Below are 14,225 nucleotides of genomic sequence, written 5' to 3' on the forward strand. Positions count from 1 at the left end.
GCGGTCAGCAAAAACGTGAATCAGAGAATGAGGATGACGCGGTAGTCGTTGACATTGGTGCGCGTCGGGCCGGTGACGACCAGGTCATCGGCGGCGGCAAAGAAACCGTAGGCGTCGTGTGCGTCGAGCGCGGCGCGGGCGCTGACACCCTTGGCGGCAGCGCGGGCGATGGATTCCGGGTCGAGCAGCGCCCCCGCATTGTCCTCCGATCCGTCGATGCCGTCTGTATCGGCGGCGAGCGCGTAGACGTCGTCCACGTCTTCGAGCGTGACGCCGAGCGAGAGCAGGAACTCCGCGCAGCGCCCGCCACGGCCGCCGGTCAAGCCTGGCGGAATCGTCACCGTGCATTCGCCGCCGGAGATGAGCGCCACCGGCGCCACAAACGGCGTGCCGTGCTGGCGCACCTGCCGAGCCAGCGCGCCGTAGACCTGGGCGACCTCGCGCGCCTCGCCGGTCACGGTGTCCCCGAGAATGGCCGTGTGGATGCCGCGCGTGGCAAATACCTGCGCGCCAGCCTGGAGGCTTTGTTGGGCAGTCGCGATGACGTGATTGGCCACACGCGCAAAACAGGCGTCGCCAGGTTTGGGCGTTTCGGCCATCTCGCCGCGTGCGCCGCGTTCCAGATGCGCGCGCACGGTATCGGGTATCTGGGCGCCCCAGCGCTTGAGGATGGCCAGCGCATCGGCGTAGGTGCTTGCATCCGGCACGGTCGGGCCGCTCGCAATGGCGCTTGGGTCGTCGCCCGCCACGTCCGAGACGATCAGCGTCGTGACCGGCGCGCGCGATGCGGCGGCAAGCCGCCCGCCCTGAATGCGCGACAGATGCTTACGCACGATGTTCATGTCGGTGATCGGCGCACCGCAGCGCAGCAACTCGCGCGTCACGGCTTTCAGATCGGCCATCGGGATGCCCTCGGCGGGCAGCGACAGCAGGCTGGAGCCGCCACCTGAAACGAGTACGATCAGGCGGTCACTCTCCGTCAGCGCACAGACGCGATCCAGGATTTCCTGCGCGGCCTGTTCACCCGCCTCGTCCGGCACCGGATGCCCGGCTTCGATAACCCGGATGTGCTCGGTCGGCAAGCCATGCGCATAGCGCGTGACGACCAGGCCTTCGATCTGTGCGCGGCCGGCATAGGCCTGTTCGACCGCCAGCGCCATCGACGCAGCCGCCTTGCCGGCGCCCACCACCAGCGTCTTGCCACCGGCATGCGGTGGGGGGAGGAAGTCAGCGACGATCTTCAGCGGATCGGCGGCGCCCACGGCAGCAGCGTAGCTCTCCAGCAGGAGGGCGCGGGCGGCGGTACGATCGAGCTTCATGGGAATGGCTTCCGGTAAGGGCAGACTGGACGCGGTGGCGTGCAGCATGTGAGCAACGCCCGGCAGCCGGCGCGGCGCCGTGAAGACGAAGGCGCTTGGCACCCCCGGCGGCCGGCAGGATAATGACTATTTTATTGCATCCGACTTTTCCCCCACCATGTGCCAGCTGCTGGGCATGAACTGCGCTGAACCGACCGATGTGACGTTCTCGTTCACCGGTTTCGCTGCGCGCGGTGGCGTGACCGACCACCATGCCGACGGCTTTGGCGTCGCTTTCTTCGAAGACAAGGCCTGCCGCCTGTTCATCGACAACCAGTCTGCCGGCACCTCGCCGGTGGCGGAGCTGGTCAAGCGCTACCCGATCAAGTCCAAGAACGTCATCTCGCACATCCGCAAGGCGACGCAGGGCACGGTACGGCTGGAAAACTGCCACCCCTTCATGCGCGAGCTCTGGGGCCGGCACTGGATCTTTGCCCACAACGGCGATTTGAAGAACTTCTCGCCGTTCCTCTCGGGCGTCTACCAGCCCGTGGGCGATACGGACAGCGAACTCGCCTTCTGCTTCATCATGCAGGCGCTGCGCAAGCGCTTTCCCGGTTCGCAGCCGCCGCTCAACGAGTTGTTCTACGCGCTGTCCGACATCACGAAGGAAATCACCCGCTACGGCGTGTTCAATTTCCTGCTGTGCAACGGTCAGGCGCAGTTTGCGCATTGCTCCACGCGGCTGTATTACATCGTGCGGCAATGGCCGTTCTCGACGGCCCATTTGATCGACGCCGACATGACGATCGACTTCGCGAAATACACCACGCCTGCCGATCGCGTGGCCGTCATCGCCACCGCGCCGCTCACCGACAACGAAGTCTGGACGCAATTCGTGCCGGGCGAACTGCTGATGTTCGAATCGGGCCAGGCGACGATGGCGACCAAGGTGCCGATTCCCGAGTCGGTGCAGATTGCCAATGCGGCCAATACGGCTTGCACCTGACACGATCGTCACCCAACAAAAAGCCGCTCCTGAGAGAGCGGCTTTTTGTTGCCTCCAACCCGGCACTTAAATCGGTTCACGATCCGTAGCGAGCGGCCCGAGGTTGGTCCGAGAAGCGCAGCCGTACATGGGTACGGTGAGCATCGCAGGGGCAAGATCGGGTCGCGCAGTAGGATCGTGAAGCGATTTTCAGTGCGACAGGATCTTCGACAGGAACTGCTTGGCGCGGTCCGAACGAGCGTCGATGTTGCCGAAGAACTCTTCCTTCTCGCAGTCTTCAACGATGCGGCCCTGGTCCATGAAGATCACGCGGTTGGCGACCTTCCGGGCGAAGCCCATTTCGTGGGTCACGCACATCATGGTCATGCCTTCCTTGGCCAGCTCAACCATCACGTCGAGCACTTCGTTGACCATTTCCGGATCCAGCGCGGAGGTCGGCTCGTCGAACAACATGCAGATCGGGTCCATCGACAGCGCACGGGCGATTGCCACGCGTTGCTGCTGACCGCCCGACAGCTGGCCCGGGTACTTGGCGGCGTGCGCCTTCAGGCCCACACGCTCCAGGTACTTCAAGCCCTTGGCGGTTGCCTCTTCCTTCGACCGGCCCAGCACCTTCTGCTGTGCGATCGTCAGGTTCTCGGTGATCGACAGGTGCGGAAAGAGCTCGAAGTTCTGAAACACCATGCCCACGCGCGAACGCAGCTTCGGCAGATTAGTGCCCTTGGCACCCACCGAGGTGCCGTCAACGAGAATCTCGCCCTTCTGGAACGGCTCCAGCGCGTTGACGGTCTTGATGAGCGTGGACTTGCCCGAACCCGACGGGCCGCACACCACCACCACCTCGCTCTTCTTCACGCTGGTGGTGCAGTCGGTCAGCACTTGGAAGCTGCCGTACCACTTGGAAACGTTCTTGATCTCGATCATTGGGTCACCTTCTTCTGAAGTCGCTTCACCAGCACGGAGGCGCCGAAGCAGATCACGAAATAGCACAAGCCGGCAAACAGCAGCAGCTCGACGATACGGCCGTCGCGCTCACCAATGTTGTACGCCTGCGTAAAGAAGTCCGACAGCGCGCTCACATACACCAGCGACGTATCCTGGAACAGGACGATGGCCTGCGTGAGCAGCAGCGGAATCATGTTGCGGAATGCCTGCGGCAGGATCACCAGACGCATCGCCTGGCCGTACGTCATGCCCATCGCGTAGGCCGCGAACATCTGCCCGCGCGACACGCTCTGGATACCGGCGCGGATGATCTCCGAGTAATACGCCGCCTCAAACAGCGCGAAGGCGACCAGCGCAGACGTCATGCGCATGTCGGTGGCCGGCGACAGATCGAAGATCCGCTGCAGCACCTGCGGCACGATCAGGAAGAACCACAGCAGCACCATCACCAGCGGGATGGATCGGAAGAGGTTCACATACGCCTGCCCGAACAACTGCAGCGGCTTGATGCCTGAGAGGCGCATCATCGCGAGCAGCGTGCCCCAGACGATGCCGACCAGGATGGCCGTGCCGGTGATCTCGAGCGAGAGCAGCATCCCCTCGCCGAGCACGCGCATGTTGTCGGCGTTGATGGACGAGAAATCGAATTGATAAGCCATGAAGAGTCCTCGCCCGATTACTTGCCACCGATGAAGCCAGGCAGCCGGGAACGTGCTTCCACCCAGCGCATGAGGCCCATTACGGTCAGGTTGATCAGCATGTACATCAGCGTCACGGCGATGAACGATTCGTACGGCTGCGCGGTGTAGTCGACCAACTGGCGACCTTGGGCGGCAAGCTCAAGCAAACCGATGGTCGACGCCACGGCCGAGTTCTTGAAGATGTTCAGAAACTCCGACGTGAGCGGCGGCACGATGATGCGGAACGACATCGGCAGCATCACGTAGCGATACGTCTGCGCCAGCGTGAAGCCCATCGCGAGGCCGGCGTTGCGCTGGCCGCGCGGCAGCGAATTGATACCCGAGCGCACCTGCTCGCAGACGCGCGCCGCGGTAAAGGTACCGAGACACAGCATCGCGCACAGGAACATCGCCGTGGCAGGGTTCATCTGCTTGATGTAGTCGCCGCCCGGCACGAGTTCAGGCACGACGAAATACCAGATGAACAGCTGCACGATCAGCGGAATGTTGCGGAACAGTTCCACATACGCTGCGGCAAGGCCCGACAGCCACTTGTTCGGCACCGTACGCAGCACGCCGAGCACGGAGCCGATGATGAGCGCGATGATCCAGGAAGACAGGCCGAGCACGACGGTGGTCTTCAACCCCGCCAGCAGCCAGTCCAGATAGGTCTGATTCTGGGCGGCTTCCGTAAAGAAGACGCCCCAGTTCCAGTGGTAATTCATGATGGTTCCCTCAAAAAGAAACGGAAGGGAGAAGACCTGTTGACCGGCCTTTGCCTTCCGTTTCGGTGACGCTTATATCAGGCCCGTTGAGGGAGCCGATCAGTCAAGAGCCTTGTCGTTCGGGTTCTTGATCAGCGCCTTCATGTCGTCCGACAGCGGGAACTCCATGTTCACGCCCTTGGGCGGAACCGGCTGCTCGAACCACTTCTTGTACTCGGCGGCGATCGACCCGTCCTTCATCATGCCGGCGATCGTCTTGTCGGCCAGGGCCTTGAACGGCTTGTCGTCCTTGCGAACCATGCAGCCGTAGGCTTCGCGCGATTGCGGCTTGGCCACGACCACCCAGTCAGCCGGGTTCTTGGCCTTGGCGCGCTCGCCGTACAGCAGGGCGTCGTCCATCATGAACGCAACAGCGCGACCCGATTCCAGCGTCAGGAACGACTGGCCGTGGTCTTTCGTGCTGATGATGTTCATGCCCATCTGCTTGTCATCGTTCATCTTGCGCAGCAGGCGTTCCGACGTCGTGCCGGCGGTGGTGACGACGTTCTTGCCCTTGAGCTGTGCCCAGTCGGTGATGCCCGAATCCTTCTTCACCATGATGCGCGTACCGATGATGAAGATGGTGTTCGTGAACGATGCCTGCTTCTGGCGCTCGAGGTTGTTCGTGGTCGAGCCGCACTCCAGATCGATGGTGCCGTTCTGCAGCAGCGTGATGCGGTTCTGCGAAGTGACCGGGATCTCGTTGATCTTCAGGTCCTTCAGGCCGAGTTGCTTCTTCACGTCCTCGGCAATCTTGGTGGCAACGTCGTACGAATAGCCGATCGTGCGGACACCGCCGACGTTGTAGCTGAACGGAATCGACGAATCGCGCACGCCCAGCGTGATGGTGCCGGTGTCTTTGATCTTCTTGAGCGTACCAGTCAGCTCTTCTGCGTGGGCAGCGCTGCCGAACGTACCAACGGCGACACCAACGGCTGCAACCACGGTTGCCAGCTTGGCGAGGTTCATGAAAGTCTCCTTTTGACCATGAAAGAGAAAGACGGGACTGTACCAAAAAACGTTTGGCGACAGTATTGGTGTTGCCACTAAATCGTTGAATCCAACGGAGTTTTTCCCTCTGGCGCGGCCCCTGCCGCAACCGCGTTTTCCGAGCAACCGGATACCTTACGTTGTGCTTTTCCGAAAAACCGGAAAAGACGCGCAGCGCCAGACACGGCAACGCTCTGCAACATCGGCATGCGCGCCGATTGCTTGAGCGGATGACCGCCAGTTGCTAAGGAAAAACAAGGGGAATAAAGCCCGCCCGATGTGCGCTCTCTGTCGCTTAACGAACCCGACTTGAGGATGGGAAGGACGACGATGCTGCCATCGCCCTTCTCATGGTGCGACGCTCCGGAACGTTATGGTTCGTCCCATGAGCACCGGCTTTCTTCAACCGTCGCGCATGGCCGCCTGATCGGCAGCAACGCGATAGACCGGCGCAGCGCCCTGTTGGAGCACCGCGCCGGTATTGACCAGCGCGTTGCCGATCAGGGGTACAGACCACGCTCTTGGCGGGCCTGCAGAATCCGCGTACAGGCGATGATGAACGCCGCCGTACGCAGCGTAACCTTGTTGTCCTGCGCCACTTGCCAGACGCCACGGAAGGCATCTTGCATGATCCGTACCAGGCGCTGGTTGATCTCGTCTTCGGTCCAGAAGAAGCTCGAGAAATCCTGCACCCATTCGAAATAGCTGACCGTCACGCCGCCGGCGTTGGCGATCACGTCGGGGCAGACCAGGATGCCGCGGTCGCGCAGGATGTCGTCTGCCTCGGGCGTCGTGGGGCCGTTTGCACCTTCCACGACAATCTTTGCCTTGATATGGGGCGCGTTCTTGACGGTGATCTGGCCTTCCAGCGCGGCCGGGATCAGGAATTCGCAGTCCAGCGCCCAGAAATCGTCTTGCGAGACGGTCTCTGCGGCAAAGCCGGCCACGCTGCCGTTGTGGTCAACGTGCTTGATCAGCGCGTCGACATCCAGGCCGTTGCCGTTGAACACGATGCCCTTGTGGTCTTGCACGGCAATGACCTTGGCGCCAGCGTCATGGAACAGCTTGGCGGCCACGCTGCCGACGTTGCCGAAGCCCTGCACGACCACGCGCGCGCCCTTGACGTCGATGCCGAGATTGCGGGCGGCTTCGCTGCCGACCACGAACACGCCGCGGCCCGTGGCCTCGCGACGGCCGAGGCTGCCGCCCAGTGCGATCGGCTTGCCGGTCACCACGCCGGTGGCGGTGGAGCCTTCGTTCATGGAGTACGTGTCCATCATCCACGCCATGATCTGCGCGTTGGTGTTCACGTCCGGAGCCGGAATGTCCTTGTTCGGGCCGATGATGATGCCGATCTCGCTGGTGTAGCGGCGGGTCAGGCGTTCAAGCTCGCCGGAAGAGAGCTTGCGCGGGTCGACGCGGATACCGCCCTTGGCACCGCCGTACGGCACGTTCACGGCCGCGTTCTTCACCGACATCCACGCCGACAGCGCCATCACTTCCGACAGCGTCACGTCCTGGTGGAAACGCACGCCGCCCTTGCCCGGGCCGCGCGACGTGTTGTGCTGCACGCGATAGCCCTCGAAGTGGGCGATGCGGCCGTCGTCCATCTGGATGGGCACGTCGACGATCAGCGCGCGCTTCGGGCGCTTGAGCGTTTCAACCCAACGTGCGAGCGAGCCGAGATAGGGGGTGACCCGATCGACCTGCTGCAGGTAGATGCCCCAGGGGCCGAGATTGTCTGCCGGCAGATAGGACGGGATGGCGTGCTGAAGTGTCGACGGAGATGCGACATTGGACATGGCTGTCTTCCTTTTTTGGACCTCGGTAAGATCCTTCAAGTCCCACAAAATGCCCGCCAGCTTAGGGATCGGCCAGAACGAAATCCAATGCCGTTTTTACATCGGGTTATGCATCTGGCGCATAACCCTCTACTCGACTCCGGTAGTCCGTTCAGTCCGCCAGCGCGCTCCATAACGTGTCGATCAGCTCGCGCTTGCGCTTGGATTGGGGGTGCCGACGGTCGTGAGCGCCGCTCTGCGGGTGCTCACGGTAAAGCCGGATTTCCATCTCGATCGACAACGTGCCGCCGCCCTTGCCTTCCGCGCGCACGAGGCGACCCGCCGCCACGTCCTCGCGCACCGCACTCTCCGGCAGGAAAGCCACGCCGTGGCCCGCCAGCGCCATCACCTTGAGCGCTTCCGCCATGTCGGTTTCGTAGCACTTGTCGAGCAGCGGCGCCACCGGCGAGTTTTCCAGCAGCACATCAACCATGCGCCCCAGAAAGGCGTTGGGCGTATAGCTCAGGTAGGCGATGGGCTTGCGTGCGGTGGGAACGAGCCGATAAATCGGCCGCCCGCTCGCGTCGGGCTTGGAAAACGGCGAGAGCCGCTCGGTGCCGAGCACCAGCATGTCGTAGCGCGTGGGGTCCAGCTGAATCATCTGCCGCGCGTGGTGATACACCATCACGAGATCGCAGCCGCCCTCCACCAGCGTCATCACCGCATCGTGCACGTTGAGCGCGCGCAGCCGGCATTGCAGCTTGCCGATCTTTTCTTCCACCTGCGCGAGCCACCCCGGGAAGAACGTCAGGGATAGCGTATGCGGCACGGCAAAGTCGATCGTCGATGCGCTGGCAGGACGCTGGCCGCGCATCAGCGCGCGCGTCTCACTGACCTGGGCGAGCATCGCCAGCGCCTGTTCGTAGAACACTTCGCCGGCGGGCGTGAGGCGTGTTGGGTAGCTTGATCGGTCGATCAGCTCATTGCCGAGCCACGCCTCAAGGGATTGAATGCGCCGCGAAAACGCCGGCTGCGTCACGTGCCGCAATTCGGCCGAGCGCGAAAAGCTGCGCGTTTCGGCCAGGCTGATGAAGTCTTCCAGCCATTTGAGTTCCATCGCGTTGTCTCCCCCTCAGCCGGCTCGGGCGTCTTCTTCTGTTTCTTCGGCCACGCGCTCCGGCTCGCGCGCCTGCATGCGCCACATCTGCGCGTAACGGCCTTCCGCGCGCAACAGCGATTCATGCGTGCCGCGCTCGATGATGCGACCGTGCTCCATCACCAGAATCTGGTGCGCACGCACGATGGTGGACAAGCGGTGCGCGATGACCAGCGTGGTGTGGTTCTGCGCCAGGCGCATCAACTCTTCCTGGATGGCGTGCTCGGTGCGCGAGTCCAGCGCAGATGTCGCTTCATCGAAGACGAGAATCGGCGGACGCTTGAGCAGCGTGCGCGCAATTGCCACGCGCTGCTTTTCGCCGCCGGAGAGTTTGAGGCCGCGCTCGCCGACTTGCGTCTCGTAGCCGTCGGGCAGCGACTCGACAAAATGGTGGATCTGCGCTGCGCGAGCGGCTTCGATCACCTCTTCGCGGCTTGCATCGGGGCGGCCGTAGGCGATGTTGTAGTAGATGCTGTCGTTGAAGAGCACCGTGTCTTGCGGAACGATGCCGATGGCGGCGCGCACGCTGGATTGCGTGACATCGCGCAAGTCCTGACCGTCGATCTGGATGGCGCCGGACTTCACGTCATAGAAGCGGAACAGCAGGCGCGCCAGCGTCGACTTGCCCGAGCCGCTCTGTCCCACCACCGCCGTGGTCGTGCCGGCCGGAATCGTGAAATCCACATCGAACAGGATCTGGCGATTGGCCTCGTAGCTGAAGTCGACATGCGCGAAGCGCACCTCACCCGCATGCACCGCCAGCGGTTTGGCGTCGGGCTTGTCGGCCACTTCGCGGTTGGTCTGCAACAGGTTGAACATGCGGTCCATGTCGGTCACCGCCTGCTTCAGCTCACGGTAGATCACGCCCAGGAAGTTGAGCGGAATGTAGATTTGCAGCATCAGCGTGTTGACGAGCACGAGGTCGCCCAGCGTCATGTGCCCCGCCGCGACGCCTTGCGTGGCGCGATACAGGATCAGGATGAGCGCCGTGGCGACAATGAACTGCTGGCCGAAGTTCAGCACCGACAACGAGTTCTGCGAACGGATGGCCGCGGCGCGGTAGTGCTTCAGGTTCTCGTCGTAGCGACGCGCCTCGTAGTCTTCGTTGCCGAAGTACTTGACTGTTTCGAAGTTGAGCAGCGAATCGATCGCCTTCTGGTTCGCGCGCGAATCCAGCTCGTTCATCTTGCGGCGGAAGTGCGTGCGCCAGTTCGTCACCGTCACCGTAAAGACGATGTAGCTGACCAGCGCGCAGAACGTGATGAGCGCAAACCACACGTCGTACTTCACGAAGAAATACGTGATGACGAGGCCAACCTCCACCAGCGTCGGCAGGATGCTGTACAGCGAATACGAGATGAGCGACTGGATGCCGCGTGTGCCGCGTTCGATATCGCGGCTCATGCCGCCGGTCTGGCGCTCAAGGTGAAAGCGCAGCGACAGCGCATGCAGATGGCGAAACACCTGCAGGGCGAGCGTGCGCACCGAACTCTCCGTGACCTTCGCGAACAGGATTTCGCGCAGCTCCGAAAACAGCGACGTCGACAGCCGCAGCAGCCCGTAACCGATGATGATGCCCACCGGCACAACCAGCAGCGCGCGGGGGTCGGACGGCGACACGTTCATGGAATCGATCAGCCGCTTCATGACCATCGGCACACCAAGATTTGCCACCTTGGCCGCGATCAGAAACGACAGCGCCAGCGCCACACGCCATTTGTAGGCCAGCAGATACGGCAGCAGGCTCTTGATGGTGCGCCAGTCACCGCGGGCAGCCCCGGGCGGAGGCGGTTCGGAAGAAGCGGGAAAACGGCGCATGTGCGGTGCAATAAAATGGCGGATTGTGTATTCTCCCACCGATCACCTGCGCGCGCCCCAGGGCCGCTGGTGGGCCCTCCTTCCGCTTCAATGCCGCCCTGCATCATCATGTCCGATACCCAAGCCGCCACTGAAACCGTCACGCTGCCCGCCGACAAACAGCCCGCCGTGCGTGTGATGCCCATGCCGTCCGACGCCAACGTCCACGGCGATGTGTTTGGCGGCTGGATCATGTCGCAGGTGGACATTGCCGGGTCGATCCCAGCCGTGGTGCGTGCCAACGGCCGCGTGGCCACGATCGCCGTCAACTCGTTCGTCTTCAAGCAACCGGTGTACGTGGGCGATCTGGTGAGTTTCTACGCCAACGTGGTCAAGACGGGCCGCACGTCGATCACCGTGGACGTGGAGGTCTATGCGCAACGCATGCACGCCAACGGCCGGCACGCCACCGTCAAGGTGACGGAAGCCACCCTCACCTACGTGGCGACCGACGAGACCCGCAAGCCGCGCGTGCTGCCGCCGCTCTAAACGGCCACGCCCAACAAAAAACCCGGCTTCGCGCCGGGTTTTCTTTTGCAGGGGAACGATTGGCTCAGTTGAATTTGGAGAAATCCGGGCGGCGCTTTTCGAAGAACGCCGTGAACGCTTCGCGCGCTTCCGGGGCACGCAGCATCTCGCCGAATTGCTTGCCTTCCACCGACATGCGCTCGGCGATCTGCGGCGTAGCGCCCTCCTTCATCAGGCGCTTGGTGGCGCGCAGCGATGCGGGCGGCAGCAGCGTCAGCTTGCGCGCCTGCGTCCGCACGAAAGCATCCAGCTCCCCGGCGGGCAGCACGCGATTGACCAGCCCCAGCTCGCGCGCTTCGTTCGCGTCGAAAGGCTCGCCGAAGAGCAGCTTGTCCGCCGCGCGGTGATAGCCAGCCAGTTGCGGCAGCAACAGGCTCGATGCGGCTTCCGGACAAAGCCCCAGCTGCGCGAACGGCATCGACAGCTTGGCCGTCTCGGATGCGTAGACGAGGTCGCAATGCAGCAGCATCGTCGTGCCTACACCCACCGCCGCGCCGCTCACCGAAGCGATCAGCGGCTTGGTCGCCGTGCTGATCGCCTTGAGGAACTGATGCACGGGCGCGCTTTCGTCCTTGGGCGGATTCTTCATGAAGTCTTCGAGATCGTTGCCCGCCGTGAATACGCTCTCGTGGCCGGCCAGCACAATCACGCGGATGGCGGGATCGGCCTCGGCGGCCACCAGGGCATCGGCCAACGTTTGATACATCGCGGCCGTGATGGCGTTCTTGCGGTCCAGGCGGTCAAACGTAAGCGTCAGGACGCCGTCTGCGGTCTCGGTACAAATCGACATGAAAACTCCAGGTGAAGCCTGCGCGGCTAAATCGGCACAGGCGAATCAGACAGATAACCGACGGAGAACGCGTTGGCGCCCACGTTCAACGCCACGGTCAGGCTCATCGGCGCGAGCAGCACTTCCACGCCGTGGTCCTGCGCGGTTCGCATCAACGCCTGCACAGGCTCCATGCGGCGCACGGTGTCGAGCGAACCGGAATACGTGATCGCCACCACGGGCGTGGCCAGACGCTCCTCGGCGATCATGGTTTCGGTATGCGCAAGCAGGCGGCGAATGCCTTCCTCGGAGCCCCGCACCTTGGCGATGGCTTCCGTCTCGCCACGATGCATATGGATGAGCGGACGCACGTTGAACGCCGTGCCCATCATGTAGCGGCTCCAGGTGATGCTCTTCTCGCCCTTCTGCTTGGCGCGCGTGTACATGTACAGCAACTCGTCGGGGACGAGGTAGACGTGCGAGGCATCGCGCAGGCGGTTTTCGATCACGTGCACCACGTCGCGCACCTCCGCGCCTTCGCGCAGCATGCGGGCGGCCTCGTGCACCATCAGTGCCTGGCCGGGGCCAATGGCGCCGGTATCCACGACCGTCAACTCGAACAGGCCCGAGCGGCCGGCATCCTTGCGTGGCTTGAAGCTCTTGGCCGTGGTGCCCACCACCGCGCCGGTGGCGTGGCTGTAGAAATGGCTGCGCGAGCTGGCAATCGTCAGCAGCAACGCGCGGTCGTGCTGCGTCACCACGTGCTTGAGCAGGAAATCTTCGATCTCGCGTTCGAGCAGCGGAATCGATTCGGCATAGTGATCCTGCTTGTCGACGAGGTACTTGCGATACAGCTGCGGCAGCGCCGCCTCGTCGCGGCGGTCTTCAACAAACAATTCGCCCGCACGAATGCGGAACGGCACCACGCCCAACCCAAGCTCATCGATCATCGAGCGCGGCATGTCGCATGCCGCGTCGGTCAACACGATTGTGTTTCCCATCGCGCCCTCCTCTTGGTGCACCGCCGGTGACCCGGTGGTGTGTCTCCTCTCTCGCGGAATCGTGGTTCCGCTTCTATGGCGATGCCGGCTGGGTGCCGGCCGCATTCTTCGGCGCGCTTGTTATGTAGTGCTGCGCGCGCCTGCGCAATCATGCGTGTTGAGACGGGCGATTTACAAGCAGGGGGAAGAACTTAGTCCTTCCCCCTGACGTGGGGTCACATGCGTTCGAAAATGCCCGCGGCGCCCATGCCGGTGCCGACGCACATCGTCACCATGCCGTACTTCTGGTTGCGACGGCGCAGGCCGTGCACCACCGTGGCCGCACGAATGGCACCGGTGGCGCCCAGCGGGTGGCCCAGTGCGATCGCGCCGCCCAGCGGGTTGATCTTGCTGGTGTCCAGGCCCAGGTCCTGAATCACGGCCAGGGATTGCGCGGCAAACGCCTCGTTCAGTTCGATCCAGTCGATCTGATCCTGCGTCAGGCCGCCGGCCTTCAGCGCGGCAGGAATCGCTTCCTTCGGACCGATCCCCATGATTTCCGGCGGCACACCGCGCACCGCAAACGATACGAAGCGCGCCAGCGGCACCAGGTTGAACTGCTTGAGGATCTTTTCCGACACCAGGATCAGCGCGCCCGAACCGTCCGACGTCTGCGAGCTGTTGCCGGCCGTCACGCTGCCCTTGTTGGCGAACACGGCGCGCAGCTTGCCCAGGCCTTCGACCGACGTATCGGCACGCGGGCCTTCATCCAGCGACATCGTGCGGGTCTTGATGTCGATGGCCCCGGTGCCCAGGTTCGGGAACTTCTCGATGATCTCGATCGGGGTGATCTCGTCCTTGAATTCGCCGGCTTGCTGCGCAGCGAGCGCCTTCTGATGCGACGCGAGCGAGAAAGCATCCTGCGCCTCGCGCGAAATCTTCCACTGCTGGGCGACCTTCTCGGCGGTCAGGCCCATGCCGTAGGCGATGCCGACATTCTCGTCACGCGTGAAGATGTCCGGCGACATCGACGGCGAGTTGCCCATCATCGGCACCATGCTCATCGATTCGACACCGGCGGCGATCATCACGTCAGATTCGCCCACGCGGATGCGGTCGGCAGCCATCGCCACGGCGGTCAGGCCGGACGCGCAGAAGCGGTTGACGGTGACGCCGCCCACGGTGTTGGGCAGGCCGGCCAGCAGCGCGCCGATACGCGCCACGTTCAGGCCCTGCTGCGCTTCGGGAATCGCACAGCCGACGATGGCGTCTTCGATCAGCGCCGGATCCAGGTTCGGCACCTGGGCCACGGCGCTCTTGAGGATGGTGGCCAGCAGGTCGTCCGGGCGCAGGTTCTTGAGCGTGCCCTTCGGCGCCTTGCCGATCGGGGAACGCGTCGCGGCGACGATGTAGGCGTCTTGCAGTTGCTTGGTCATGATGAAACTCCTGTCTCTCTGTCGTCGCGGCA

General features: G+C 63.2%; 13 protein-coding genes. 2 read left to right on the plus strand and 11 right to left on the minus strand.

The window, feature by feature from the left end:
- Window positions 1-20 precede the first annotated feature (20 nt).
- The gene (locus R2669_RS11415; protein ID WP_316900178.1) at window positions 21-1,319 is read right to left on the minus strand and encodes a glycerate kinase type-2 family protein; all 1,299 of its coding nucleotides are present in this window, start codon (window positions 1,317-1,319) and stop codon (window positions 21-23) included.
- Window positions 1,320-1,476: 157 nt separating this feature from the next.
- Between R2669_RS11415 and R2669_RS11420 the strand changes: the two genes are divergently transcribed.
- Window positions 1,477-2,307 (plus strand): class II glutamine amidotransferase, encoded by an 831-nt coding sequence (locus R2669_RS11420; RefSeq protein WP_102065126.1) that lies wholly within the window; start codon window positions 1,477-1,479, stop codon window positions 2,305-2,307.
- Between the two features lie 189 nt (window positions 2,308-2,496).
- Here the strand turns inward: R2669_RS11420 and R2669_RS11425 are convergent, their stop codons facing one another.
- From R2669_RS11425 to R2669_RS11455, 7 genes are all read right to left on the minus strand, one after another.
- Window positions 2,497-3,231, minus strand: a complete 735-nt coding sequence (locus R2669_RS11425) for an amino acid ABC transporter ATP-binding protein (RefSeq protein ID WP_147217284.1) — start codon at window positions 3,229-3,231, stop codon at window positions 2,497-2,499.
- Entirely contained in the window at window positions 3,228-3,911 is a 684-nt protein-coding gene (gene gltK / locus R2669_RS11430) for a glutamate/aspartate ABC transporter permease GltK (RefSeq protein WP_147217282.1), read from the minus strand. The genes R2669_RS11425 and gltK overlap by 4 nt, the downstream gene beginning before the upstream one ends.
- A 17-nt stretch (window positions 3,912-3,928) precedes the next feature.
- On the minus strand, window positions 3,929-4,657 hold the full coding sequence (locus R2669_RS11435) for an amino acid ABC transporter permease (RefSeq protein WP_316900180.1): 729 nt from the start codon (window positions 4,655-4,657) through the stop codon (window positions 3,929-3,931).
- 99 nt (window positions 4,658-4,756) lie between these two features.
- Complete coding sequence (locus tag R2669_RS11440; RefSeq protein ID WP_147217277.1) at window positions 4,757-5,665, minus strand: glutamate/aspartate ABC transporter substrate-binding protein; 909 nt, start codon at window positions 5,663-5,665, stop codon at window positions 4,757-4,759.
- Between the two features lie 521 nt (window positions 5,666-6,186).
- On the minus strand, window positions 6,187-7,488 hold the full coding sequence (locus R2669_RS11445) for a Glu/Leu/Phe/Val family dehydrogenase (RefSeq protein ID WP_147217275.1): 1,302 nt from the start codon (window positions 7,486-7,488) through the stop codon (window positions 6,187-6,189).
- Window positions 7,489-7,639: 151 nt separating this feature from the next.
- Window positions 7,640-8,584 (minus strand): LysR substrate-binding domain-containing protein, encoded by a 945-nt coding sequence (locus tag R2669_RS11450; protein WP_027678219.1) that lies wholly within the window; start codon window positions 8,582-8,584, stop codon window positions 7,640-7,642.
- Between the two features lie 15 nt (window positions 8,585-8,599).
- Entirely contained in the window at window positions 8,600-10,441 is a 1,842-nt protein-coding gene (locus R2669_RS11455; RefSeq protein WP_316900182.1) for an ABCB family ABC transporter ATP-binding protein/permease, read from the minus strand.
- 90 nt (window positions 10,442-10,531) lie between these two features.
- On the opposite strand from R2669_RS11455, the gene R2669_RS11460 reads away from it, so the two are divergent.
- The gene (locus R2669_RS11460; protein WP_316900184.1) at window positions 10,532-10,969 is read left to right on the plus strand and encodes an acyl-CoA thioesterase; all 438 of its coding nucleotides are present in this window, start codon (window positions 10,532-10,534) and stop codon (window positions 10,967-10,969) included.
- Window positions 10,970-11,033: 64 nt separating this feature from the next.
- Here the strand turns inward: R2669_RS11460 and R2669_RS11465 are convergent, their stop codons facing one another.
- The 3 genes from R2669_RS11465 to R2669_RS11475 form a co-directional block, all read right to left on the minus strand.
- Window positions 11,034-11,798 carry an enoyl-CoA hydratase gene (locus R2669_RS11465; protein ID WP_316900186.1) on the minus strand — a complete coding sequence of 255 codons (765 nt, stop codon included), beginning with the start codon at window positions 11,796-11,798 and terminating at the stop codon, window positions 11,034-11,036.
- 26 nt (window positions 11,799-11,824) lie between these two features.
- Window positions 11,825-12,778: a DegV family protein gene (locus R2669_RS11470; protein ID WP_316900187.1), complete on the minus strand. Its 954-nt coding sequence runs from the start codon at window positions 12,776-12,778 to the stop codon at window positions 11,825-11,827.
- 215 nt (window positions 12,779-12,993) lie between these two features.
- Window positions 12,994-14,193: an acetyl-CoA C-acyltransferase gene (locus tag R2669_RS11475; RefSeq protein WP_012761166.1), complete on the minus strand. Its 1,200-nt coding sequence runs from the start codon at window positions 14,191-14,193 to the stop codon at window positions 12,994-12,996.
- Between the last annotated feature and the right edge of the window lie 32 nt (window positions 14,194-14,225).

Source organism: Ralstonia edaphi (genome assembly GCF_958350185.1).
Classification (GTDB): domain Bacteria; phylum Pseudomonadota; class Gammaproteobacteria; order Burkholderiales; family Burkholderiaceae; genus Ralstonia; species Ralstonia edaphi.